Below are 22,968 nucleotides of genomic sequence, written 5' to 3' on the forward strand. Positions count from 1 at the left end.
CCTGACCGTACGGGTTTAAGGACCGGTGCGGGAGGGCGGCAAAAATTATCCTGCGGTGAGGGATTACCTGAACCTTAGGGAAGGAGGAATTGTATGGGAAGTAATTTTTCACGCTTGCCGGCTTAGTATTCAAGCTGGCAGGCGTTTTTTGGTTTAGCTGCAACGATAATAATCCGGTGCAGCCTTGTTCGTAGAAGGAGTATGAAGGAGTATGACGATGGAAAACCGCCTGGGAGTAGTGGGGATAGTAATTGAGGATCGCGAACATACTGCCGCCCGGGTTAATGCCATCCTAAGCGATTACGGCAACTGCATCGTCGGCCGCATGGGTATTCCCTACCGGGAACGGGGCGTGGCTGTTATAGCTTTGATTGTAGATGGGACCACCGATACCATCGGCGCCCTGACGGGAAAGCTGGGCAGCCTCCCCGGGGTAAAAGTGCGGGCGGCCCTGACAGGAAAGGGAAAGTGAGCTGCCTGTCCCGGCGGCGGGGAGGCCGAAAATTAGGTTATACTGGTTGGAAATGGAAGGAGGTTATTGCCGTGCGACGGGAATTTGCCTGCAGCCTGGAGCGGGCCGCTGCCGGAGAAGAACTCACCAAGGCAGACATCATGAACCTGCTGGCCGCAGACACCGGGGCGGAAGAAGAAGCCCTCTACCGGCTGGCGGACGGCGTCCGCGCCCGGGTAGCCGGGGAGGAAGTCCACCTGCGCGGCGTCATCGAGTTCTCCAATTACTGCCGCCGCCACTGTTATTACTGCGGCCTGCGGGCTGACAATGTGAAATTGCAGCGGTACCGCTTAATGCCAGAAGATATCGTTGCTGCCGCCAGGCGCGGGGCGGAGCTGGGTTATGGGACCATCGTCCTCCAGTCGGGGGAAGACCCCTGGTATACAGGCCCGATGCTGGCAGGAATAATCAGGGAAATAAAAAAGCTGGGGGTAGCCGTAACTTTATGCGCCGGGGAGAGGACGAGGGATGAATACGCTATGTGGCGGGAGGCCGGGGCCGACCGCTACCTCCTGAAACATGAGACGGCCAATGAAAACCTCTACGCCCGCCTCCACCCCGGTATGAGCTGGGAGGAGCGCCTCCAGTGCCTCCAGTGGCTGCGGGAGCTGGGCTACCAGGTAGGTTCCGGCAACATTATCGGCCTGCCGGGTCAGACCCTGGAGGACCTGGCTGATGATTTAATCCTCCTGCGGCAGCTGGACGTGGAAATGGCAGGTTTGGGCCCCTTTATCCCCCATCCGGCAACGCCCCTGGGCGGGGAACCGGCGGGGAGCCTGGACCTCACTTACCGGGTGGTAGCTACCGCTCGACTGGTCATACCATACGCCCATTTGCCGGCAACTACCGCGGTGGGCACACTGGCCCCCAATGGCCGCCAGCTCGCCCTGCAACGGGGGGCGAACGTCATTATGCCTAACCTGACGCCGACCAAATACCGGTCCAATTATCAAATCTACCCCAATAAGATTTGCGTCAACGAAGGCCCGGAAGACTGCCGCTACTGCCTGGAAGGCATGGTGCGCGCTTTAGGGCGGCGGCTGGGGCGGGGACCGGGACACACCTTGAAGCCCCTCCCGGCTTAGTGGGTGGCGGTAGCCACGAATTGGAAAAGATATCAGCACGGCTTTATTTAATATACGTTCGTAAAACGATGTGAAAGAGGAGTAAAAGCAGAGAAGGTCCGGTTAAACGTTTAAGTATCATTAAACGGAATGGGGGAATTTTCCATGCAGTACGGTTATCGTGCCGACTTTATTAAGCATGAAGAGATAGAAGGCTACCTGGAAGAAGCCAAGCGGGCAACGAGGGACGAGGCTGCCCGCATCGTCGCAAAGGCGCGGGAAGCGAAGGGACTGGAACCCTACGAAGTAGCCGTTTTGCTCCAGAACGACGATACGGGCGTGCGCCGGCAGATGTTTGCCGCCGCCCGGGAAATAAAAGAAAAGATTTACGGTCGGCGCATGGTCCTCTTTGCTCCCCTTTACTTCAGCGACTACTGCGTTAACAACTGCCGTTACTGCGGCTACCGGCGGGAAAACAAATTTGAACGCCGTCGCCTGGAACCGGCGGAACTGGAGCGGGAGGTACGCATTTTAGAGTCCCTGGGGCATAAACGCCTGGCCCTGGAAGCGGGGGAAGACCCGGTCCATTGCCCCCTGGACTACGTTCTGGATGTTATCAACCGCGTCTATCATATTACCGAGGCCAATGGTAATATCCGCCGGGTGAACGTCAACATTGCCGCCACTACTGTGGATGCTTACCGCCGGCTCAAAGAAGCCGGCATCGGCACCTATATTCTTTTCCAGGAAACCTACCACCGGCCGACTTACGCCTACATGCATCCCAGCGGTCCCAAAGCTGATTATGACTGGCACACCACCGCTATGGACCGGGCCATGGAAGGTGGCATCGACGACGTTGGCCTGGGGGTCCTCTTCGGTCTTTACGATTATAAATTTGAGGTGATGGGCCTGCTCTACCATGCCCGCCATCTGGAGCAAACCTTCGGCGTCGGGCCGCATACCATCTCCGTACCTCGCCTGCGGCCGGCGTATGGCATTAGTTTGGAAAACTTCCCATATCTGGTTAACGATGACGATTTCAAGAAGCTGGTGGCCATCATTCGATTGGCCGTGCCCTATACCGGCATGATCATTTCTACGCGCGAGACGCCGGAACTCCGGGCCGAACTCCTGGCCCTCGGAATTTCCCAGCTCAGCGCCGGCTCCTGCACCGGTGTCGGCGGATACAGCCGCCACTATGCTGAAAACAGCGACGATGTGCCCCAGTTTGAAATCGGCGACCACCGGCACCCAGATGAAGTAATCCGCGACCTGTGCCAGCGTGGTTATCTACCCAGCTACTGCACGGCCTGTTATCGCCGCGGGCGTACAGGGGACCGTTTTATGGCCCTGGCCAAAACCGGCGAGATCCAGCATGTATGCCAGCCCAACGCCATCCTGACCTTTAAAGAATACCTGCTGGATTACGCCGGACCGGCCACCCGGGAAGCGGGAGAAGCGGCTATCAGGGAGCACCTGGCCCAGATACCTAGTGCTGCCATCCGGGCCGAAACCGAACGCCGCCTGGAGCGAATCGCTAGCGGCGAAAGGGATTTGTATTTTTAAATCCGCCTTCACTTAAACCTTACCCCCACCCTGGCAGGAGTGGGGGTTTTTATTATTGTGAGGCTCAACCTGAGGCCCGGCGTCCCAGGTGACCGGGGCTATCGTAGATTACCAATTTGCCAGGCGGTGCAGGATGTCGAATTACTGTAATGTTAGTAATCACCGCGGCATGGATCCATGATGGTCAGCCGCACGCTACTCCCTTATCTATTAACAGGACAGCTAGTGCTGGGGTCGGATGCGATTTTTGTACGGCAACCCAAACCTGGCGAGGACCGCAGATGAGGGCACAGGTACCTGAGGTTAGTAAGGAGCAAACGCAGAAAAGCGTTTAATTGTCCTAAGTTTATACCATCCTGGTTTGCCAGGGCTTTTTATAAAACTGAGGAACGGTATTTTAATATTCCGGCCAGGAATTCTTCGCCTGCCGGGGTCAGGGCCATCATCTTGCTCTTTGACGACTGCTACCGTCCGCGGGTGCACCATGTAAGCTCTCGGAAAGCCCCATAAACCTCCAGGGATAAACAGGGAATATGCTAGGAGGGGGCAACACACACTAATAATACCAAGAAGAACAATAAAAAATGCTTTAACAAACCAAGAAACCATTCATCAGGGAAAAAGTAATAAAAGTTGAGGCAAAAAAAGAATAGCAAAACTGACCCCTTAAAACCAATACTCCCTGGGGGTGAGGAGAAAAAATAAAGGCTCTCTTTAAGGGCTTGCATGGCAACGGTTGAGAATTTCCGAGAACCTACTAGAAACTTGAGAAGGTGATTTTTGATAAGAGATAGCGAGGCCTGGTGGTAGAAGTAAATCCAGTGATAGTACTTGTGGTTTAAATCCCATGAAAAAATACTAAGGTTAAGGAGGTTACGTTATTATTATGTTCTCAGTGCTCAAAGTGGTTCAGTACTATACTCCTCAAAAAGTAGTGTTTGGTGTAAATGCCGTAGACAATATTGGCCAGTATATCAAAGAAATGGGTATAAGCGGAAAGGCTATTATTGTAACTGATCCCGGGGTAGCTCAGGCGGGGATCGCTGATCGGGTAGTACAGGCCCTTAAGAAGGATGGATTTGAAGCAGCGGTTTTTGACCAGGGTAAACCCGAGCCGGATAATGTGGTCTGTGACCAAGCTGCTGACTTTGCCCGTAAGGAAGCTGGCAGCTTTGTAATTGGTCTGGGTGGCGGTAGTGCTATCGACATTGCTAAGGTGGTTGCTCAGCTCCTGGCGCTGCCGGGTAAAACCGAGGATTATCTGGTTAATACCACCTTCCCCAAAAAGGGTGCGCCTATTATTGCCGTCCCTACCACGTCCGGAACCGGTACCGAATGTACAATGTATTCTGTGGTAACCTTTGCTAAAGATAATATTAAGGGCTTCTTCGCCACACCGACCATCCTGCCGGATATGGCACTGGTGGATCCTACCCTGACTGTAAGTATGCCACCTAAAGTTACTGCTTCTACGGGTGCCGACGCCCTGTCGCATGCTATTGAGACGATGATGGCCAGGCAGGAAAACCCGCTTACTGACGCAATTGCTCTTAAGGCGGTGGAGTTCATAGCAGAGGCCCTACCGGTAGCTGTTTACGAAGGGGATAACCTGGAAGCTCGAGTCAAGATGGCTTATGCTTCAATGATGGCCGGCATGGCTTTTAATGATCCAGGTATCGTAGAGGGGCATGCTCTAGCGCATACTCTAGGTTCTGTATACCATGTACCGCATGGTGTTGGTTGTGCAGTAGCTCTGCCCTACGCGATGGAATATAACATGGGGCACGGTATGGAGAAGCTGGCTCGCATTGCCGTGGCTTTAGGTCAGAATACCGCCGGCATGAGCGTCCGTCAGGCTGCCCAGACTGCTATACGTGCGGTCAAACAGTTGCTGGAAGATGTTGGTCTTCCCACTACATGGGCAGCATTCGGTAAGAAGGAAGATATTCCAATATTAGCCAAAATGATGGTTGAGAGCCCATGGATTACTGCTTTTTACGGCTGGTCTAAGCGGCCGATGACCAAAGATGCGGCAGTAGAACTGCTGACCAGAAGTTATGAAGGTCGTCTTGGGGATAAACTGTATTAAATCTCAGGGCTTTGGGAGCAGGTGAGAAAGTTTTTTGCTCCCTGCTCCCTTCCCCTGCGATGTTAATTATGTTTTGGAGGTGACCACGCATGTCTAAGGTGCTGGTGGGACGTTAATACTGACTGCGGATTTATACTTCTAGCAAGGATACGGCCTGAGGCTTAAACGGCCTCCACCCTACTCCGCTTCGCTCCGTGGCTCCCCTCCATTAAATCCTCGGCCCGGCCTGACGGGCCATCCTTGCCTTATATCCAAAAAGCAAAATGCCAAAAAAATGGACAATGATGTACAATAATATGTATAGTTAATAAGAATTTTATAAGACCTAGCAGGAAAATTAAAATTCATGGCGAATAAAAACCACATATGAACTATCACAAAAGGACTTTACAATGAAAGTGAATGAGCGCGCTATTACTGAAATGAAAAAGAAACAGGCAGGGGCTTATTGAAGGCCTGTTATTTTTGCTAGCTATTGTGAAGCAATTCACCATCAGGGGGTTCGGACCCGGTGAAACTCCGGGAAGTTCAGGCGATTCTCGAAGCTGAGGTCTTTACCGGTGCTGATAAACTGGACCTGGAAGTAGAAGCCGGTTTTGGTTCCGACCTGATGAGCGACGTCCTGGCCTTTGCCTGCGGGCGGGTTCTCCTACTGACAGGTTTGACCAATACCCATGTTCTCCATACCGCAGCCATGATCGACGCCGTGGCCATCGTCTTCGTCCGGGGGAAGAGGCCGGATGAAAACCTTATCGAGGCTGCTGCAGGCATGGGCCTACCTCTCTTGGGCACCAGGTTATTGATGTATGACAGCTGCGGCCGCCTTTTCCAGGCAGGGCTGAAAGGCTGTTCCAGGGAGGTGGGTGATGACCAGGTCGCCACCTTAAACTGGGAAAGTGAGAAAACGCAGGAGGGGAAAAAAGCTGGTACGATACCGTATGGCGCCATGCCGGCGGGAGGGGAGAGGACAATGGAGGGATGCTGCGAGGAAGGGCTTCAACAGGTAGGAGTTGCTGGAGATACAAGGAAGCCTGCCTGGACTAGCCGGAGTGGTTGCCTTGAAGGATAATATACCGTCCCTGGAAATGTCTTTTCCCGTTCGGGCGCGGGATTTCCTGGCAGGCGGGGACGGGGCGGCGCGCATCCGCCAGGTCCTGCAACAGGTAGGGTTTCCACCGGCGATTATCCGGCGGGTGGCCATTGCCGCCTATGAGGCGGAAATGAATATAGTTATCCACTCGGAGGGCGGGGAACTGAAAGCGCAGATAACACCTGGGGTTATCACCATTACCGCCCGTGATACCGGCCCGGGTATACCCGATATTGACCTGGCCATGCAGGAAGGCTATTCTACCGCTCCGCGGGAGATCCAGGAGATGGGTTTCGGTGCCGGTATGGGACTGCCAAATATCCGCCGCTGTGCCGATGAACTGGAAATAAAGTCGGCGCCGGGTCAGGGTACTACCGTTAACATAATTATTTATAATCGCTGAAGGCGGTGGCGCGGTGGGTTATTTCCATTCCGTACGCCTGGAAGAGGATAAATGTAAAGGCTGTACCAACTGTATCAAACACTGCCCTACAGAAGCCATCCGGGTACGGGAAGGCAAGGCGCGTATTATCCAGGAGCGCTGCATTGACTGCGGCGAGTGTATTCGCATTTGCCCTAACCATGCCAAGATCGCCGTGGGCGATGATCTGACGGCTCTGGCTGCCTATAGCTACCGGATCGCCCTGCCCGCTCCAGCCATAATCTCGCAGTTTGCCGGTCAGGCGGACCTGGAACATATCCTGGGTGCCCTGGTAGCCGTGGGATTTGATGCCGTTTACGAAGTTGCCCTGGCGGCGGAAATAGTAGCCCGGGCAATCAGGCGGTACCTGGATGATTATAGGGGGAAAAGGCCGCTCATTTCCCCGGCCTGCCCGGCGGTGGTGGGCTTGATCCAGGTGCGTTTCCCTTCCCTGGTAGAGCAGATTTTACCCCTGGCCACCCCTGTGGATGTGGCCGCAAGATTGGCCCGAGAAGAAGCGATGGAGGCAACCGGGTTACCTTCGCAAGCCATTGGCACCTTCTTTATTTCCCCTTGCCCGGCCAAGATTACGGCTGCGCGCCAGCCTCAAGGTGGACTGCCGGGCCCTGATAGAGTCATTCCCCTGGCCGCCATATATGGTGATATCCGTCAGCGCCTGGCTACCGCTGTACCTTATCCCTCCCGTGCTGGAGCTGCCGGTTACGGGTGGGGCCACAGCGGTGGCGAGAATGCCAGCATTGGCGGCCGGCGTTTACTGGAAGTAGATGGTATCCACCACGTCATTGAGGTCTTCACCCGTATTGAAGCGGGCGACTTCGAGGACATTGAGTATATTGAAGCCCAGGCCTGCCCCGGCGGTTGTGTCGGTGGCGCCCTCATGGTGCACAACCCTTACCTGGCGAGGTTAGAGCTGAGGCAACTCGCCCGCGGCCTGCCGCCCAGACCCGCAAACCTGCCGGAAGCAGGCGCCAGCCTGGTCGCGGCTCCGGTACAGCCACGGCCGTCCCTCCAGCTGGATACCGACTTGGCCACCGCTATCGAAAAGATGCAACGCCTGGAAGCCACCCAGGCTATGCTTCCCGGTTTGGATTGCGGCTCCTGTGGCTCGCCCAGCTGCCGCGCCCTGGCTGAGGATATTGTCCGGGAGGAAGCCCAGGATACCGACTGCGTCTTCGTTCTTCGCGACCGGGTGCGAGTCCTGGCAGAAGAGGTGGTGGAACTGGCGCGGAAACTGCCGCCGTCCATGGCCCAACCGGAAAGGAGAAATAGAGATGAAACTCCGGGAAATAGTTGAACGCTTGAATTTGCAGGTTCTGGCAGGAGAGAAGGTCCTGGACAGGGAGGTTAGTACCGGCTACTGTTCTGACCTGATAAGCGATTTTATGGCCAATGGAACACCCGGATGCCTCTGGCTGACTCTCCAGACGCACATGAATGTAGTGGCCGTGGCCCTCCTGACCGGGGCGGCCGGGGTGGTGTTCACCGGAGGGCGGGGAATCCCTCCGGAAGTCTGCCAGAAAGCTGAGGCGGAAGGATTACCTCTCCTGTATACACCTTACCATACCTTTGAAATAGCCGGGCGTTTATACCAGCTGTTATATGAGAAGTGAGAATTAGAATACTATGGCTCTTTATCGTGCCGACCTCCATATCCATACAGCTCTGTCACCCTGTGCCGGCGAGGAAATGACACCGCCCCGGATTGTAGCCGCGGCTTTAAAAGCGGGGCTCCAGCTCATTGCTGTAACCGACCACAACAGCGCCGGCAATGTGGCTGCCGTCCAGGAAGCAGCCCGGGATACGGGGCTCATAGTCCTTGCCGGGTTGGAAGTCCAGACGAAGGAGGATGTGCACCTGGTTTGTCTTTTCGATACGGCGGAGGAGGCTCTGGAGTGGCAGGCGGAAGTTTACCGTCACCTCCCTGCTGGAGAAAACCGGGAAGATTATTTTGGCCTTCAGCTTCTTATGGATGCTGCTGGAAGAGAGATAGGCCGGGAAAAAAGGCTCCTCCTGGCCAGCACCGGCCTGGGGTTAGAGGAAGTGGCCGGGGAGGTAGCCAGGCGCGGCGGCTTATGCCTGCCGGCCCATGTGGACCGACCATCATACAGCCTGCTCGTCCACCTTGGGTTAATCCCACCTGGACTGCCGGTAGCGGCCCTGGAACTGGGCCTGCTTACCCCGGAGGCCGCCCGCAAGAAATTCCAAACCCTCGCCGGCTGGCCCCTGGTGGCGGCTTCTGATGCCCATTACTTACATGACATTGGCCGCCGGGTTACTTATTATGATTTAGAGGCGGTAAATATAACCGCGCTGGTCCATACCATGCGGCAGCAACAATTTAAGGTGGTGATTGGTGGGGAAGAAGCAATTTCAGATAAATAGTACATTGAGTTCGGTATTTCGTTAATAAAAATGGGATTCCTTATTTTAAGGAGGTTTTACTATGGAAGCCTGTCAATGCGAAGCCAAATGGGAGGAACTCGATAAGATCATTGCCGCCCACCGCGGCCGGCCTTCTGACCTCATCGAAGTCCTCCACCAGGCCCAGGAGCTCATCGGCTACTTACCCCGTCAGGTTCAGGTGGCCATAGCCGACGGCCTGGGAGTGTCTCTGACGGAAGTCTACAGTGTCATCTCCTTTTACCACCATTTTACCGTCAAACCCAAGGGTAAATACCAGATATCCGTGTGTAAGGGTACGGCCTGCTACGTTAAGGGATCGCCGGAAATCTTGGAGCGCCTGGAAAAGGAGCTGGGCATTAAGGCCGGGGACAGCACCGACGACGGCAAGTTTTCCCTGGAGGTTGTCCGGTGTCTCGGCGCCTGCGGCTTGGGTCCGGTTATGACCGTCAACAAGCGCGCCCACGGCCTTCTAAAGCCTGATACGGCGGTGGCTGTATTAGAGCAGTATCAGTAAAAGCCATGGAAGAACTGGCCCTGCACATTCTTGATCTCCTGGAAAATGCCCTGGCTGCAGGGGCCCGTCATATTCTCATTACCATTGTCGAGGATGAGGATCGCGATCAGGTGACCATCGAAGTCCAGGATGACGGCCGTGGAATGGGACCCGAAACCTTACAAAAGGTCCTGGACCCCTTTTACACTACCCGGACCACCAGAAAGGTAGGCTTGGGGTTGCCCCTTTTGCAGGCTACGGCAGCCCAGTGTGGGGGTAAAGTTGCTCTGGAATCCCGGCCGGGCCAGGGGACCAGGGTGGCGGTAACAATGAAGCTGAGCCATCCGGACCTGCCGCCCTTAGGTGACATGGGAGCGACCATAGCCACCGCTTTGAGCCGGGAAGAACCGGTAGAGCTTGTTTATTACCACCGTCGGGGGCAGAAGGAGTTCAAGTTTTCTTCCGCCTGGCTGCAGCTCCACCTGGGCGAGGTACCTTTAAACTGTGGGCCGGTACTGGACTGGGTACAGCGCTACATCAATAAAGGACTGGCAGAATTGTTCGGAGGTGAAGGCAAGTGATCAAGTCCCTGGAAGAACTGCAAAAGATCAAGGAAACCCAGCTGGAAGCCATCCGCCTGCGGGAAGCGGATCAAAAGGCAAAGATCGTTGTCGGTATGGGCACCTGCGGGATTGCCGCGGGCGCGCGGGAGGTTATGAGCGCTATTCTTGACGAGCTGGGCAAGCGCCGCCTTACCAATGTAGCCGTCACCCAGACGGGATGCATTGGCCTCTGCGCCCAGGAACCCCTGGTGGATGTTATCTTGCCAGGGAAGCCGCGGGTGACCTACGGCAAGGTGGATGCCAATAAGGCGCGGCAGATTGTCGCCCAGCATGTAGTTAACGGTATTGTGATCAGCGAATGGGTTGTTAACAGGGGGGAAGAGTAAATGGAATTTTATCGTGCCCACGTCCTGGTCTGCGCCGGTACCGGCTGTACGGCCTCAGAGAGCCCAGCGACTAAAGAGGCCCTCATCCGGGAACTGAAGGCCCGCGGCCTAGATAAGGAAATTCAGGTCGTCGATACCGGGTGTTTCGGTTTCTGTCGCTTTGGCCCCAATATGATGGTTTACCCGGAGGGGGTTTTCTACACCCAGGTCCACCCGGAGGATGTCCCGGAATTGGTGGAAGAGCACTTTATCAAGGGCCGGGTGCTGGAGCGCAAGCTTTACAAGCAGCCGGAGACGGAAGCTGCCGTCAAGGCCTTTGAAGAGATTCCTTTCTTCAAGCACCAGGTGCGCATCGCCCTGCGCAACTGCGGTCTCATTAATCCCGAATCCATTGATGAATATATTGCCCGCGACGGCTACCAGGCCCTGGGAAAAGTCCTGACTACCATGACTCCCGGTGAAGTAATCGATGTGATCAAAAAGTCCGGCCTGCGCGGCCGGGGCGGCGGCGGGTTCCCCACCGGCCTCAAATGGGAGTTTGCCCACCGCTCACCGGGACCGGTTAAATATATCGTCTGCAATGCCGACGAGGGCGACCCGGGGGCCTTTATGGACCGCAGTATCCTGGAAGGCGATCCCCATGCCGTCCTGGAGGGACTCGCCATCGGGGGTTACGCCATCGGTGCCAGCCAGGGTTATATATATGTGCGCGCTGAATACCCGATTGCCGTGAACCGCTTGAAGATAGCCATCCAGCAGGCACGGGAGAAGGGACTCCTGGGCAAGAACCTCTTTAATTCCGGCTTTGATTTTGACATCGATATCCGCCTGGGCGCCGGCGCCTTTGTCTGCGGCGAAGAAACGGCGTTGCTGGCCTCCATCGAGGGGCGCCGGGGCGAACCGCGGCCGCGGCCGCCCTTCCCGGCCGTATCCGGTCTCTGGGGCAAACCCACGGTCATAAACAATGTCGAGACCCTGGCCAATATACCGACCATTATCCGCGAGGGCTGGGAATGGTTTGCCAGCATCGGTACCGAAAAGAGCAAGGGGACCAAGGTCTTCGCCCTGGCCGGCAAGATTAACAACAACGGCCTGGTGGAGATCCCCATGGGCACCTCCTTGGGAGAGGTTATCTACGACATCGGCGGCGGCATTCCCGACGGCAAGAAGTTCAAGGCGGCCCAGACGGGCGGGCCATCGGGCGGCTGCATCCCGGCCGAATACTTGAACACCCCCATTGACTATGAATCCCTGACGGCCCTAGGCACCATTATGGGTTCCGGCGGGCTGATTATCATGGACGAAGATACCTGCATGGTGGACCTGGCCAAGTTCTTCCTGGACTTTGTCAAAGACGAGTCCTGCGGCAAGTGTACCCCCTGCCGCATCGGCACCACCCGCATGCTGGAGATCCTGGACCGTATTTCCAAAGGCCAGGGTAAAGAAGAAGACCTCGACCTGCTGGTGGAGCTGGGCCAGCAGATCAAGGACACGGCCCTCTGCGGGCTGGGCCAGACAGCACCCAACCCGGTTCTGAGCACCATTAAATACTTCCGGGATGAATACCTGGCCCACATCCGCGAGCACCGCTGCCCGGCCAGCGTCTGCGCGGCCCTCTTTAACTCGCCGTGCCAGAATACCTGCCCGGCCAACGTGGATGTGCCCATTTACATCGACCTCATCCGCCAGCGACGCTTTGCCGAGGCCTACGAAGTTATCCGGCGGGAGAACCCCTTCCCGGTTGTCTGCGGCCGGGTTTGCAATCATCCCTGCGAGGGCAAGTGCAACCGGGCCAAGATCGACCAGCCCCTGGCCATTCGCGAGCTCAAGCGCTTTGCCGCCGATTATGCTATGAAGCTCAACGGCCAGCGGCCACGACCGGAAATTAAGCCGCCCAACGGGAAAAAGGTGGCTGTAATCGGCTCCGGCCCGGCGGGCCTGACGGCAGCCTACTACTTGGCCCTGAAGGGTTACAGCGTGACCGTCTTTGAAGCCCTGCCGGTGGCCGGCGGCATGATGGCCGTTGGCATCCCCGAGTACCGCCTGCCGAAGAAGACCCTCCAGGCGGAGATTGATACCATCCTGGAACTGGGTGTGGAGCTGCAGACCGGCAAGGCCCTGGGCCGCGATTTCAGCCTGGACGATCTTAAAGCCCGGGGGTATGAAGCCGTCTTTGTGGCTATCGGTGCCCATAAGGACCAGAAGCTCGGCGTACCGGGCGAGGAACTGGAAGGCGTTTATGCGGGAGCAACCTTCTTGCGGCAGCTTAACTTAGGCCAGGCACCGAACTTAAAGGATAAAGTGGTGGCCGTCATCGGTGGCGGTAATGTGGCCATGGACGCCGCCCGTTCTGCCCTGCGCCTGGGCGCGAAAGAGGTTCACATTATCTACCGGCGCCAGAAGGACGATATGCCGGCTCTGCGCGAGGAGATCCACGAGGCGGAAAAAGAAGGCGTCAAAATCACCTGCCAGGCCAATCCGGTGGCCATCCTGGGCGAAAACGGCAGGGTTACGGCTATACGTTGCGCCCGCATGCGCATGGGTGAATTTGACCGCAGCGGCCGGCGGCGCCCCGTCCCAATCGAAGGGGCCGACTTCACCCTGCCGGTGGATGTGGTCATTGCGGCCATCGGCCAGGCGGTGGATCCGGAGAGTATTCCGGACGGCGTAGAAGTAAGCCGTGCCGGCACGATGGTGGCTGACAGCAAGACCGGAGCGACGAAGGTGCCCGGTGTCTTTGCCGGCGGTGACTGCGTGTCCGGGCCGGATACCGTCATCGGCGCCATTGCTGCCGGTAAGCGGGCGGCGGCGGCCATTGATAGATATCTCGGCGGCGACGGCGTGATTGTACCTGAGATGGAAATTAAACGCCAGCGGACAGCGCCGGTGATTGAAGAGAAGACGGCCCGGGAAGTGGCGGCAAGCCTTGACCTGGCAGAACGGCTGACGGGCTTTGCCGAGGTAGAACTGGGTTATGACCTTGAGGCCGCGGTAGCCGAGGCGTCCCGCTGCCTGCGCTGCGACGTGCGGGAATAGGCGGAAGATAGGAGGCGAAAAAAGTGAGCACCGTGAGATTGACCATTGACAATATACCGGTGGAAGTTGAGGCCGGAACGACGATTTTGAAAGCTGCCGAGAAGGCGGGCATCCACATTCCCACCCTCTGTTACCTGGAGGGCATCAACGAAATCGGCGCCTGCCGGGTCTGCGTGGTGGAAGTGGAAGGGGCCAGGAACCTGATGGCCTCCTGTGTGGCCCCGGTAGCCGATGGTATGGTGGTAAAGACCAACAGCCCGCGGGTCAGGATGGCGCGGCGCCTGAATGTGGAACTGCTCCTTTCCAACCACAAGATGGAGTGCCCCACCTGCATCCGCAACTTGAACTGCGAGCTGCAATCCCTGGCCCAGGAACTGGGGGTCCGGCAGATCCGCTTTGAGGGTAAAAAGAGCGAGTATCCTATAGATGATTCCACACCGGCTATTATCCGCGAGCCCGACAAGTGCATCCTCTGCCGCCGCTGCGTGGCCGTGTGCGAAAAGGTCCAGGGGGTAAAGGCCATCGCCCCCATGGGCCGCGGCTTTGATACCGTCATCGCCCCGGCCTTCCAGGATAAACTTCTGGACATTGCCTGCGTGGAGTGCGGCCAGTGCACCCTGGTGTGCCCGGTGGGGGCATTGTACGAAAAGGATTATACCAACGAGGTCTGGGCGGCCCTGGCCGATCCGGAAAAATTTGTCGTCGTCCAGACGGCGCCGGCTACCCGCGTGTCCATCGGCCAGGAATTCGGCCTGCCGCCGGGGAGCATCAATACCGGCCAGATGGTGGCGGCTTTAAGGCGGCTGGGCTTTGACCGGGTCTTCGACACCGACTTTTCCGCCGACCTGACCATTATGGAAGAGGGGTCCGAGTTTATCGAGCGCTTCACCAAGGGAGGCCCCCTGCCGTTAATTACCTCCTGCAGCCCGGGCTGGATCAAGTTCATGGAACATTTCTATCCTGAATTCATTCCCAACGTGTCAACCTGCAAATCGCCCCAGCAGATGTTCGGCGCCGTGGCCAAGACCTTCTATGCCCAAAAGGCGGGTATTGACCCGGCTAAAATGGTAGTAGTTTCCATCATGCCCTGCACCGCCAAGAAGTTCGAGTGCCAGCGGCCGGAGATGCGGGACAGCGGTTACCAGGACGTGGACTATGTCCTCACCACTCGCGAGCTGGCGCGGATGATCAGGGAAGCCGGGATTGACTTCCGGAACCTTCCGGAAGAGCAGTACGACGATCCTTTAGGCGAATCCACCGGCGCAGCGGTCATCTTCGGCGCCACCGGTGGGGTTATGGAGGCGGCCTTGCGCACCGCTTATGAGTTGATTACGGGGAAAACGCTGCCCTCCCTGGATTTCTATGATGTCCGGGGCCTTAAGGGTATTAAGGAAGCCACCGTGGATATCGAGGGCACCAAAGTCCGGGTGGCGGTGGCCCACAGCCTGGGCCATGCCCGGCAGCTTTTAGAGCGGGTTAAGGCCGGGGAGCAGTACCACTTCATTGAAATCATGTGCTGCCCCGGCGGCTGCATCGGCGGCGGCGGCCAGCCCATCCCGACCAACACCGAGATCAGGGAGCAGCGTATCAAGGGCATCTACCAGGCCGACGTCGAGATGCCTATCCGCAAGTCCCACGAGAACCCGTCTATCCAGGCCCTCTACCGCGAGTTCCTGGGCAAACCTTTGAGCGAAAAGTCCCATCATCTCCTTCATACCCATTACACGCCAAGGGGAAAATATTAGGGTGCGCGTAGACCTGGCTGGACCACCTTGTTTACTGTAAATGTTAAAAGAGGGATAGACCAGTGCGGTATCCTGCGGTCTAACCCTCTTTTATTATTGCCTTAATTTATACAAAGGAGTAAGATTCTACAGGGAGCCCTTCGTATTTTTATCAATAGGTCCTTGAACGGGTCTGGGAGGTAGGACGCTGGTACAGATTGCCAGTAACGGCCTTCCTTCCGGTAGGCTTACTGGTAGCTTTAGGTAGCCTTAATTATAGGGGCATAACTGTCTTGTGGTAGTTAGCGTGGCCGCTGGAGTTTTACTCCCGGCCTTCCACTTATTACCGTTAATTAAGTTGGGGTGCAATTATGAAAGCGCAAGAAGCAAAGGAAAAGATGAACAGGGTTGATCTCGTCGGTATAGGCGACAGCCTGACCTGGGGCTATCCCTTTGGCCCGGAGGCTTCATGGCTGGACCTGGCAGGCCGCGCCACCGGCCTGGTGGTGGTAAACCGTGGCATTAGCGGCGAAACCACGGGCGAAATGCTGGCCCGTTTCGACCAGGATGTTGTCCGGCTCGCCCCCCGGGCGGTGACCATTATGGGAGGAACCAACGACGCCTGGGCCGGATTGGCCGTTACGGAAGTAATCAATAATGTCCGGGCCATGGTGGATAAGGCCCTGCGGTCCGGTATCCAGCCGGTAATGGCCTTGCCGCCGCCCCTCTGCCAGACGGGTTCAGATATCCCCTTATCTTTCCTGGAGAAGATGGCCGCGCTGCTTGCGGCTTATCGCGACGCCTGCCGGGACCTGGCCCTGTCCAGGGGTTTAAAGCTTCTTGACTTTTTTACCCCTCTCCTGGACCCGGCCACCGGCTGGGGCCGGAAGGAATACTTCGTCGACGACGCCCATCCCAGCCGCCCGGGTTACCAGGTCATGGCCGGGGTGGCGGTCCCTTTGTTCCGGCAGCTAAAACAGCAAGCCTGATTAAACCGGTGCTTCATTTTTTATCATTATTGTGAAGGGTCGGCAGGTCTGGAGCACCGGGCTGGCATAGTTCTACCCTTTCTTTTTCTATATCCTGCAAGGCCTGATACCAGTACTGGGCCAGTTTTGCTTTCTCCTGAGGTGTCAGTTCAGAAAGGCGCTTAAATAAATCTGCAAACAGGGGATCGGCAAGAAAAGTCCTGCCGCCAGGCTCCTGGAGAAAAAAGGTTGTTTTTCGCTGCTTTTCATCCTGGGGTTCATAAGATATTGGATGGGGAGAATCAACCCGCCCCAGAAGAAAATCGACGGATACCTTAAAAAAATCCGCCAGCTTCTGCAAAGTTTCGGCATCGGGGGAACGCTTATTCCTTTCATACATAGCAATGGTGCTCTGACCCATGTTGAGCCGGCGGGCCATTTCGGCCTGGGTTAAGGCTTTTTCTTTACGTAAAGCTGCTAATCTTTCGCCAAGGGTTTTCATGATAGACCCCCAGTTGACTTATAAGCTAAAAGATTTAACAACAATAATTTCGTTCATGTAGTTCAGCTAACTACTGCCAATTTAACACTCTTTGTGATAGCAAACAATATTATATCACTAAACGTGATAATCAATTCATCATCCCTTGACACAAATTGCAAAACGTGATTAAATTATTACTAACAGGAGCTTTTCCTAACCATATATGGTGATCTCTATGCGAAATGAAAAAATGTACCAGTTACGCCGGGAACGCGGCCTCACCCAGAAGAAGGTGGCGATAGCTGTAGGGATAACCCAGAGCGCCTATGCCATGATTGAAAGGGGCCAGCGTTATCCCAGAAAGGACACCATGAAGAAACTGGCCGATTTTTTCGGTCTTACTGTAGATGAGCTGTTTTTTAGCAACAATAATCACGAATAGTGATAATCCCGCCTCTTTAGTCAATGGCGTACACCCAGTGTACCTCCTTTTTTGAAGCTACCTTGCTTAACTTTTAAGGTAGCTTTTCTTTTGCTGCGCTATATTAACATTGACGCTAATTCAAAAATCCGTCTCGCCATCCGGCGACATGTATTGTATAATAGATAAAGAAAAATGGTGCGGTTAAGGGGGGTATGTCGTGGAAATAGTGAAAACTATCACAGGCAAATGTCGTATGTGTTACGCCTGCATCCGTAACTGCCCGGTCAAAGCGATAAAAGTAGTTGAAGGCCAGGCGCGGGTAGTGCCGGAGCTGTGTATAGCTTGCGGTCACTGTGTCCAGGTCTGTGCCCAACAGGCCAAGCTGGTGGAGCAGGAAATTGCCAAAGTAGAGCAATTTCTGGCCTCCGGCCGGACCATTGCTTGCCTGGCGCCTTCCTTTGTGGCCGAATTTCATCCGGCCTGGCCGGGGCAGGTTGTGGCGGCTTTGAAGCAGATGGGGTTTGCCGAAGTCCATGAAGTGGCCTTTGGCGCCCATCTGGTCACACTGGAATACCACCGCTACCTCCAGGAAGTCGGGGAACGCCAGGGCTTGATCAGTACCCCCTGCCCGGCAGTAGTTAACCTGGTCAGCAAGTATTACCCCCGCCTTTTACCCCAGCTGGTGCCTATAGTATCACCCATGATCGCCCTGGGTCGTTATCTTAAAACAAAGCTCGGGCCAGATAACCGCCTGGTCTTTATCGGCCCCTGTGTGGCTAAAAAAGGCGAGGCCGTGGACGATGAAGTGGCCGGTGCTATTGACGCCGTTCTTACCTTCCTGGAACTCAAGGAAATGCTGGCTGCGCGGCAAATCGACGTCTCTTCTTGCGGCAATCTCGATTTCGACAGTGAACCGGCCTACCTGGGCCGGTTGTACCCTGTAGGCGGTGGCCTGCTCAGGAGTGCCGGGATTGATGCCGACATCCTGGCCAACCAAGTCCTGGTGATAGAAGGCCGGGAGGACTGCCTGGAATTTTTGAAGGCCGTTAACGAGGGTAAAATGATGCCCAGAATGGTCGATATGCTCTTCTGTAAGGGCTGTATCAATGGCCCCATGCAGGAGAATAAATATTCCTCCTTCCGCCGGCGCAAAATTGTAGCCGAATTTACCCGCCAGGGATTGGAACAGGCAAAACCCCAACCCCTGAACCTGGAAGGTTTAAACTTACGCCGGGAATTCCATGATAAAACCGTATTCTTCCCCCGTCCCAGCGAGGCTGACATCCGGAGCATCCTGGCCGAACTGGGTAAACTTACACCAGAAGACGAGCTTAACTGCGGTGCCTGCGGTTATCCTTCCTGCCGGGAGAAGGCTATTGCCGTCTACCACGGCCTGGCTGAAAACCGCATGTGCCTGCCCTATCTCATTGCCCAGCTGGAAAAAAGCAATCTGCACCTGCGCCAGGAGCTCAAGGTCTTCCAGGGCCAGTTCGGCCAGCTGGTAGGTAATAGCGCCGCCATGCAGGAAGTCTATCGCCTGATTGAAAAGGTGGCCAAAACTGACGCCACCGTACTCATCCGCGGGGAAAGCGGTACCGGTAAGGAACTCGTGGCCCGGGCCATCCACTACCACAGCCGTCGTAGCGAAGCGCCCTTCATCAGCATTAATTGTGCCGCCCTGCCGGAAACTTTGCTGGAAAGCGAGCTTTTCGGCCATGCCCGGGGCGCCTTCACCGGGGCGGTGACGGCCAAAAAAGGGCTCTTTGAAGAGGCCCATGAAGGCACAATTTTCCTGGATGAAATCGGCGATATCAGCCTGGGACTACAGAGCAAACTTTTACGGGTCCTCCAGGAAGGGGAATTTTTGCGGGTAGGGGAAACGAGGCCCACCCGGGTCGACGTCCGGGTGCTCGCGGCCACCAACCGCGACCTGGAGAAGGCCGTCAAGGAAGGTTCCTTCCGGCCCGAACTTTTCTACCGTCTCAATGTAATCAGCATCTGGCTGCCGCCCTTGCGGGAACGGCGGGACGATATCCCCTTGCTCGCCAGGCATTTCCTGGAAAAGATCGGCCGGCGCCTGGGTAAAGAAGTTACCGGCTTTACCAGCGAGGCCATGGACGCCCTTGTCCGGGCCGATTGGCCGGGCAATGTCCGGGAACTGGAAAATGTCATTGAGCGGGCGGTAATTTTAACTGAAGGGAAAAAAATCGAACTCGGCGACCTGCCGCGCCAGTTCCGTAATCTGGCAAAAGGCACTTCGGGCTGGGCCTATACCAGGGGGATGAGTTTCAAAGAAGCAGTGACGGCCTATGAAACCAGCCTGATACTGCAGGCCCTGGAAGAAAGCCAGTGGGTCCAGGCCCGGGCGGCAGAAATCCTGGGCCTGAAGCGAAGCACCCTTAATGAAATGATCAAGCGTTATAACCTGCGGCCCAAGAAAAAATAGTCAATACAAAAATACGAACAGAGTACAAAAAACAGGATAGGAGCAAAGCCATATTTCCCGGTCTATTGAGCAATGTAAATTCAATAATTTGTATAGGTGCACCGAATTCCGGCTATGCAAAAAAGACGACTTTCGCAAGGCCTACCAAGGCGCGAAGGCCGTTTTTTTATTCCCTGGCACGGAATTTGCATATTGTTAAATAGTGAAGAGAAGTACAAAAAACTGTTCGGGAGGGATTTTCGACCACTGGGAAAGAAAAAACAACCTTGTAGCCGGAGGATGACGCAACTGTTAAAAAAGTGTGGTAAAATAACTCTAGCAAAAGGAATTTTTAAAGGGAGGCGTTAAAAATGGCTCAGGTTTTAGCCAAGGTGGAATACAAACGGGTACTGCCGGCCCTGACGGTTAACGAATTGAATGAGGCTTATGCCCGCCTGGATGAACGTTATAACTGCCTGCGGTCCAACTGGGAGTGGTTTGTTGGTGCTGCTTATTCACCCTATGATAAGGCTCAGAGCCGGGTGGAGCAAAACTAGAATGGCGAACTACGGAGGAGAGTTTACGCCGGGAGCGGGAAAATTTTCTGCTGCCGGCGTTTTTTATTGCCTTTCCTGGCGGTATAATATGCCTTGAGGTGGCACTATGACAAAGGTAGAACTCATGGCCCCGGCCGGGAGCCCGGAGGCTTTAAAGGCAGCAGTAAGCAATGGTGCGGACGCGGTTTACCTTGGTGGGAAGCAATTCAATGCCCGGGAGGGAGCGGCAAATTTTTCCCAGGAAGAAATCCTGGCGGCCATTGACTACGCCCATGAGCGCGATACCCGTGTTTACGTAACCGTCAATATTCTCCTGGCTGACAGGGAGCTGGCGGAAGCCCTTGATTATCTTTATTTCCTGGGTAACGCCCGGGTGGACGGTATTATTGTCCAGGACCTGGGGCTGGCAACCCTTGCCAGAAAGCTCCTGCCTGAAATTCCTCTCATTGGCAGTACCCAGATGACGGTCACCAGCGCCGCCGGGGCTAAATATTTACAGGAGCAAGGTTTCAAGCGCGTTGTCCTGGGCCGGGAGTTATCCCTGGCCGATATTAAGGCCATCAGCCGCCAGGTGGAAATAGAACTGGAGGCCTTTGTCCACGGCGCCCTCTGCTTTTCTTATTCCGGCCAGTGTTTGCTCAGCAGCATGGTGGGAGGGCGCAGCGGTAACCGCGGCCGCTGCGCCCAGCCCTGCCGTCTGGCCTATACCCTGGTGGATGAAACAGGGCGGCCTCTGGAATTAAAACCGGAACACCTTTTAAGCACCCGTGACCTCTATACCCTGGACCGGGTACCGCAGTTAATAGCTGCCGGGGTTAAGGCTTTTAAAATTGAAGGGCGGATGCGGCGTCCCGAGTATGTGGCCGTAGTTACCAGGGCCTACCGCAAGATTATTGACCGTTACCTGGCCGACCCGGAAGGCTTTCAGGTATTGCCGGAAGAGGCAATGGAAGTAGCCCAGATCTTCAACCGCGACTTTACCCCGGGTTACCTGGATGGGGACCCGGGTGCTGAGCTAATGAGCTATGGCCGGCCCAGCAACCGCGGCCTTTACCTGGGACGAGCCGGTCGGCGCCAGGGCGAGCGCTTCCTCGTTCACCTGGAAGCTCCCCTCCGCCAGGGGGACGGCCTGGAAGTCTGGGTGAGCCGGGGTGGCCATCAAGGACTGGTGGTGCACCACATCTGGCAGGGGGGAAGGGAGGTAACCTTCGCCCCGGCAGGGTCAACGGTGACCCTGGACCTGCCGCCGTCGACCAGGCCCGGGGACCGCATTTTTAAGACTAGCGACGTGGAACTCCTGAAGGAAGTCCGGCGCACCTATACTTCACCCCGGGAAGAGCGGCGCCTGCCTCTGACCATGAAAGTTGAGGCCCGGGCGGGAGAACCTTTAAAGCTGGAGGTTGTTGATCCCCAGGGGCACCGGGTCCAGGCCCGGACTTCTGTGTACGCTGAGGTGGCGGAACGCCACCCCCTGGATGAATCTGTGCTGGCAGAGCAGCTGGGCCGCCTGGGCAATACCCCTTACCGGCTGGCTGAACTCACTGCCAGCCTGGCGGGGCCGGTGATGGTGCCTTTAAGCGAGTTAAACCGTGTCCGCCGGGAGGCTATAGAAAAGTTACGCCAGGTGCGCCTGGCAGCGTGGCCCCGGCGGGTGCCGCCGGAAACAGAATTTCGGCAAGGCCTGGAAAGGCTCCTGTCCCGGAGGGGGCGGGAAAGGCAGGGGGCCAGGTCGGTGGCGGGCAAGGGACACGATCCGGGGAACGAGGGTGTATCCTCAGCCGGAAGGCAGGGCCCGCGAAGGGTGCCGCGCCTGGCAGTAGCCGTGGGCGACCTGGAAGGAGCCCGGGCCGCCCTGGCGGCCGGGGCCGGACGGGTTTATCTCACCGGCGAAGTCTGGCAGGGGAAAGAACCTCCGCAGGAGGCTCAGCTGCAGGAGCTAATGGCTGCAGCAGGAGAAAAAGGAGCGTCAGTCATCCCGGCCCTGCCGCGGATCTGGCATGAGACCGAAGCAGCAGCCGTGACCCGGCACCTTGAAAGGCTGGCTGCTGCCGGAGCCAGCCTTTTCCTCATTGCAGGACCTGGCGGCCTGCAAATTATAAAGGAATACGGTCTTGCCGGGTGGGGCGACTATCCCTTCAATGCCTTCAATACCTGGTCTCTCAAAGCCCTAGCCGGAGCAGGGCTTAAAGGCGTAACCCTTTCCCCGGAGATGAACATGGAACAGCTGTGGGAATTGGATCCTCCTTTACCGGTGGAAGCTGTTGTCCACGGGGCTTTGCCCCTTATGATTTCGGCCCACTGCGTCCTGGGGGCGCGTCTGGGGGGCAAAAGGCCTGGTCAGGCTTGCACCGCTCCCTGCCGGCGGGGACGCTACGGTTTAAAAGACCGTCTGGGCCTGATTTTTCCGGTCACTACCGACCGGAAGTGCCGGTTTTATTTATATAATGCCAGGGAAATGAGCCTCCTCGATCATCTAGAGGAAATTGCCGCCCTGGGCCTTGAATGGGTACGGATTGAAGCCCGGGAAAAGCCTCCTGGCTATATCCGGCGGGTGACGGGCCTGTACCACGAGGCCCTGGCCGCCCTGGAGAGCGGGGAAGGTGGTGAGATGCTGGCTGTTCTGGCCAGGGAAGCGGAAAACCTGGCTCCTACCGGCATCACCCGCGGCCATTATTTCCGGGGAGTAATAGAATAGACAGGTGCGGGTTTCCTGTTGACCCCGGCCGCCGACATGGTTATC

20 protein-coding genes are annotated in these 22,968 nt (G+C 56.3%); 19 read left to right on the top strand and 1 reads right to left on the bottom strand.

Features of this window, described 5'->3' with window-relative positions; genetic code table 11:
* Positions 1 to 217: 217 nt before the first annotated feature.
* The 15 genes from FLZ89_RS10790 to FLZ89_RS10860 all read left to right on the top strand — a co-directional run bounded on the left by FLZ89_RS10790 (position 218) and on the right by FLZ89_RS10860 (position 16,359).
* Positions 218 to 472, top strand: a complete 255-nt coding sequence (locus FLZ89_RS10790; RefSeq protein WP_141265285.1) for a TM1266 family iron-only hydrogenase system putative regulator — start codon at positions 218 to 220, stop codon at positions 470 to 472.
* Positions 473 to 543: 71 nt separating this feature from the next.
* Positions 544 to 1,596, top strand: coding sequence for a [FeFe] hydrogenase H-cluster radical SAM maturase HydE (hydE, locus tag FLZ89_RS10795; RefSeq protein WP_141265120.1), 1,053 nt, complete (start codon positions 544 to 546; stop codon positions 1,594 to 1,596).
* A gap of 144 nt (positions 1,597 to 1,740) precedes the next feature.
* Entirely contained in the window at positions 1,741 to 3,144 is a 1,404-nt protein-coding gene (hydG, locus tag FLZ89_RS10800) for a [FeFe] hydrogenase H-cluster radical SAM maturase HydG (protein ID WP_141265119.1), read from the top strand.
* Between the two features lie 886 nt (positions 3,145 to 4,030).
* Positions 4,031 to 5,233 (top strand): iron-containing alcohol dehydrogenase, encoded by a 1,203-nt coding sequence (locus FLZ89_RS10805; protein WP_141265118.1) that lies wholly within the window; start codon positions 4,031 to 4,033, stop codon positions 5,231 to 5,233.
* A gap of 511 nt (positions 5,234 to 5,744) precedes the next feature.
* A complete protein-coding gene (locus FLZ89_RS15970) occupies positions 5,745 to 6,302 on the top strand; it encodes a hypothetical protein (RefSeq protein ID WP_216363882.1) in 558 nt (185 codons plus the stop codon).
* Positions 6,303 to 6,318: 16 nt separating this feature from the next.
* Positions 6,319 to 6,726 (top strand): ATP-binding protein, encoded by a 408-nt coding sequence (locus FLZ89_RS10815; protein WP_141265284.1) that lies wholly within the window; start codon positions 6,319 to 6,321, stop codon positions 6,724 to 6,726.
* A 13-nt stretch (positions 6,727 to 6,739) separates the two neighbouring features.
* Positions 6,740 to 8,059: a [Fe-Fe] hydrogenase large subunit C-terminal domain-containing protein gene (locus FLZ89_RS10820; RefSeq protein ID WP_141304958.1), complete on the top strand. Its 1,320-nt coding sequence runs from the start codon at positions 6,740 to 6,742 to the stop codon at positions 8,057 to 8,059.
* A complete protein-coding gene (locus FLZ89_RS10825; RefSeq protein ID WP_141265116.1) occupies positions 8,037 to 8,375 on the top strand; it encodes a DRTGG domain-containing protein in 339 nt (112 codons plus the stop codon). Before FLZ89_RS10820 ends, FLZ89_RS10825 begins: the two co-directional genes overlap by 23 nt.
* Before the next feature lie 13 nt (positions 8,376 to 8,388).
* Positions 8,389 to 9,147 carry a PHP domain-containing protein gene (locus FLZ89_RS10830; protein WP_141304959.1) on the top strand — a complete coding sequence of 253 codons (759 nt, stop codon included), beginning with the start codon at positions 8,389 to 8,391 and terminating at the stop codon, positions 9,145 to 9,147.
* A 61-nt stretch (positions 9,148 to 9,208) separates the two neighbouring features.
* The gene (locus FLZ89_RS10835) at positions 9,209 to 9,682 is read left to right on the top strand and encodes a complex I 24 kDa subunit family protein (protein WP_141265114.1); all 474 of its coding nucleotides are present in this window, start codon (positions 9,209 to 9,211) and stop codon (positions 9,680 to 9,682) included.
* 5 nt (positions 9,683 to 9,687) lie between these two features.
* Complete coding sequence (locus FLZ89_RS10840; protein ID WP_141304960.1) at positions 9,688 to 10,242, top strand: ATP-binding protein; 555 nt, start codon at positions 9,688 to 9,690, stop codon at positions 10,240 to 10,242.
* Entirely contained in the window at positions 10,242 to 10,610 is a 369-nt protein-coding gene (locus tag FLZ89_RS10845) for a (2Fe-2S) ferredoxin domain-containing protein (RefSeq protein WP_054937076.1), read from the top strand. Before FLZ89_RS10840 ends, FLZ89_RS10845 begins: the two co-directional genes overlap by 1 nt.
* Positions 10,611 to 13,646: an NADH-quinone oxidoreductase subunit NuoF gene (gene nuoF / locus FLZ89_RS10850; RefSeq protein ID WP_141304961.1), complete on the top strand. Its 3,036-nt coding sequence runs from the start codon at positions 10,611 to 10,613 to the stop codon at positions 13,644 to 13,646.
* A gap of 23 nt (positions 13,647 to 13,669) precedes the next feature.
* A complete protein-coding gene (locus tag FLZ89_RS10855) occupies positions 13,670 to 15,391 on the top strand; it encodes an NADH-dependent [FeFe] hydrogenase, group A6 (RefSeq protein WP_141265111.1) in 1,722 nt (573 codons plus the stop codon).
* A 350-nt stretch (positions 15,392 to 15,741) separates the two neighbouring features.
* On the top strand, positions 15,742 to 16,359 hold the full coding sequence (locus FLZ89_RS10860) for an SGNH/GDSL hydrolase family protein (protein ID WP_172613564.1): 618 nt from the start codon (positions 15,742 to 15,744) through the stop codon (positions 16,357 to 16,359).
* 13 nt (positions 16,360 to 16,372) lie between these two features.
* Here FLZ89_RS10860 and FLZ89_RS10865 read toward each other — a convergent pair whose 3' ends face one another.
* Positions 16,373 to 16,840: a helix-turn-helix domain-containing protein gene (locus tag FLZ89_RS10865; protein ID WP_141265110.1), complete on the bottom strand. Its 468-nt coding sequence runs from the start codon at positions 16,838 to 16,840 to the stop codon at positions 16,373 to 16,375.
* A gap of 217 nt (positions 16,841 to 17,057) precedes the next feature.
* On the opposite strand from FLZ89_RS10865, the gene FLZ89_RS10870 reads away from it, so the two are divergent.
* From FLZ89_RS10870 to FLZ89_RS10885, 4 genes are all read left to right on the top strand, one after another.
* Positions 17,058 to 17,264, top strand: coding sequence for a helix-turn-helix transcriptional regulator (locus FLZ89_RS10870; RefSeq protein ID WP_064774358.1), 207 nt, complete (start codon positions 17,058 to 17,060; stop codon positions 17,262 to 17,264).
* A gap of 199 nt (positions 17,265 to 17,463) precedes the next feature.
* Positions 17,464 to 19,692, top strand: coding sequence for a sigma 54-interacting transcriptional regulator (locus FLZ89_RS10875; RefSeq protein ID WP_172613565.1), 2,229 nt, complete (start codon positions 17,464 to 17,466; stop codon positions 19,690 to 19,692).
* A gap of 350 nt (positions 19,693 to 20,042) precedes the next feature.
* Entirely contained in the window at positions 20,043 to 20,228 is a 186-nt protein-coding gene (locus tag FLZ89_RS10880; RefSeq protein WP_141265109.1) for a hypothetical protein, read from the top strand.
* Positions 20,229 to 20,334: 106 nt separating this feature from the next.
* The gene (locus FLZ89_RS10885; RefSeq protein ID WP_141304962.1) at positions 20,335 to 22,923 is read left to right on the top strand and encodes a DUF3656 domain-containing U32 family peptidase; all 2,589 of its coding nucleotides are present in this window, start codon (positions 20,335 to 20,337) and stop codon (positions 22,921 to 22,923) included.
* The last annotated feature ends 45 nt before the right edge of the window (positions 22,924 to 22,968 follow it).

The organism is Moorella sp. E306M (genome assembly GCF_006538385.1).
GTDB lineage: Bacteria > Bacillota > DSM-521 > Neomoorellales > Neomoorellaceae > Neomoorella.

Coding starts and splice junctions, on each gene's coding strand:
- FLZ89_RS10790 (WP_141265285.1), top strand. CDS start 218: ATGGAAAACCGCCTGGGAGTAGTGGGGATAGTAATTGAGGATCGCGAA.
- FLZ89_RS10840 (WP_141304960.1), top strand. CDS start 9,688: ATGGAAGAACTGGCCCTGCACATTCTTGATCTCCTGGAAAATGCCCTG.
- FLZ89_RS10865 (WP_141265110.1), bottom strand. CDS start 16,840: ATGAAAACCCTTGGCGAAAGATTAGCAGCTTTACGTAAAGAAAAAGCC.
- FLZ89_RS10835 (WP_141265114.1), top strand. CDS start 9,209: ATGGAAGCCTGTCAATGCGAAGCCAAATGGGAGGAACTCGATAAGATC.
- hydG (WP_141265119.1), top strand. CDS start 1,741: ATGCAGTACGGTTATCGTGCCGACTTTATTAAGCATGAAGAGATAGAA.
- FLZ89_RS10885 (WP_141304962.1), top strand. CDS start 20,335: ATGACAAAGGTAGAACTCATGGCCCCGGCCGGGAGCCCGGAGGCTTTA.
- FLZ89_RS10815 (WP_141265284.1), top strand. CDS start 6,319: ATGTCTTTTCCCGTTCGGGCGCGGGATTTCCTGGCAGGCGGGGACGGG.
- FLZ89_RS10880 (WP_141265109.1), top strand. CDS start 20,043: ATGGCTCAGGTTTTAGCCAAGGTGGAATACAAACGGGTACTGCCGGCC.
- nuoF (WP_141304961.1), top strand. CDS start 10,611: ATGGAATTTTATCGTGCCCACGTCCTGGTCTGCGCCGGTACCGGCTGT.
- FLZ89_RS10870 (WP_064774358.1), top strand. CDS start 17,058: ATGCGAAATGAAAAAATGTACCAGTTACGCCGGGAACGCGGCCTCACC.
- FLZ89_RS10860 (WP_172613564.1), top strand. CDS start 15,742: ATGAAAGCGCAAGAAGCAAAGGAAAAGATGAACAGGGTTGATCTCGTC.
- FLZ89_RS10825 (WP_141265116.1), top strand. CDS start 8,037: ATGAAACTCCGGGAAATAGTTGAACGCTTGAATTTGCAGGTTCTGGCA.
- FLZ89_RS10830 (WP_141304959.1), top strand. CDS start 8,389: ATGGCTCTTTATCGTGCCGACCTCCATATCCATACAGCTCTGTCACCC.
- FLZ89_RS10805 (WP_141265118.1), top strand. CDS start 4,031: ATGTTCTCAGTGCTCAAAGTGGTTCAGTACTATACTCCTCAAAAAGTA.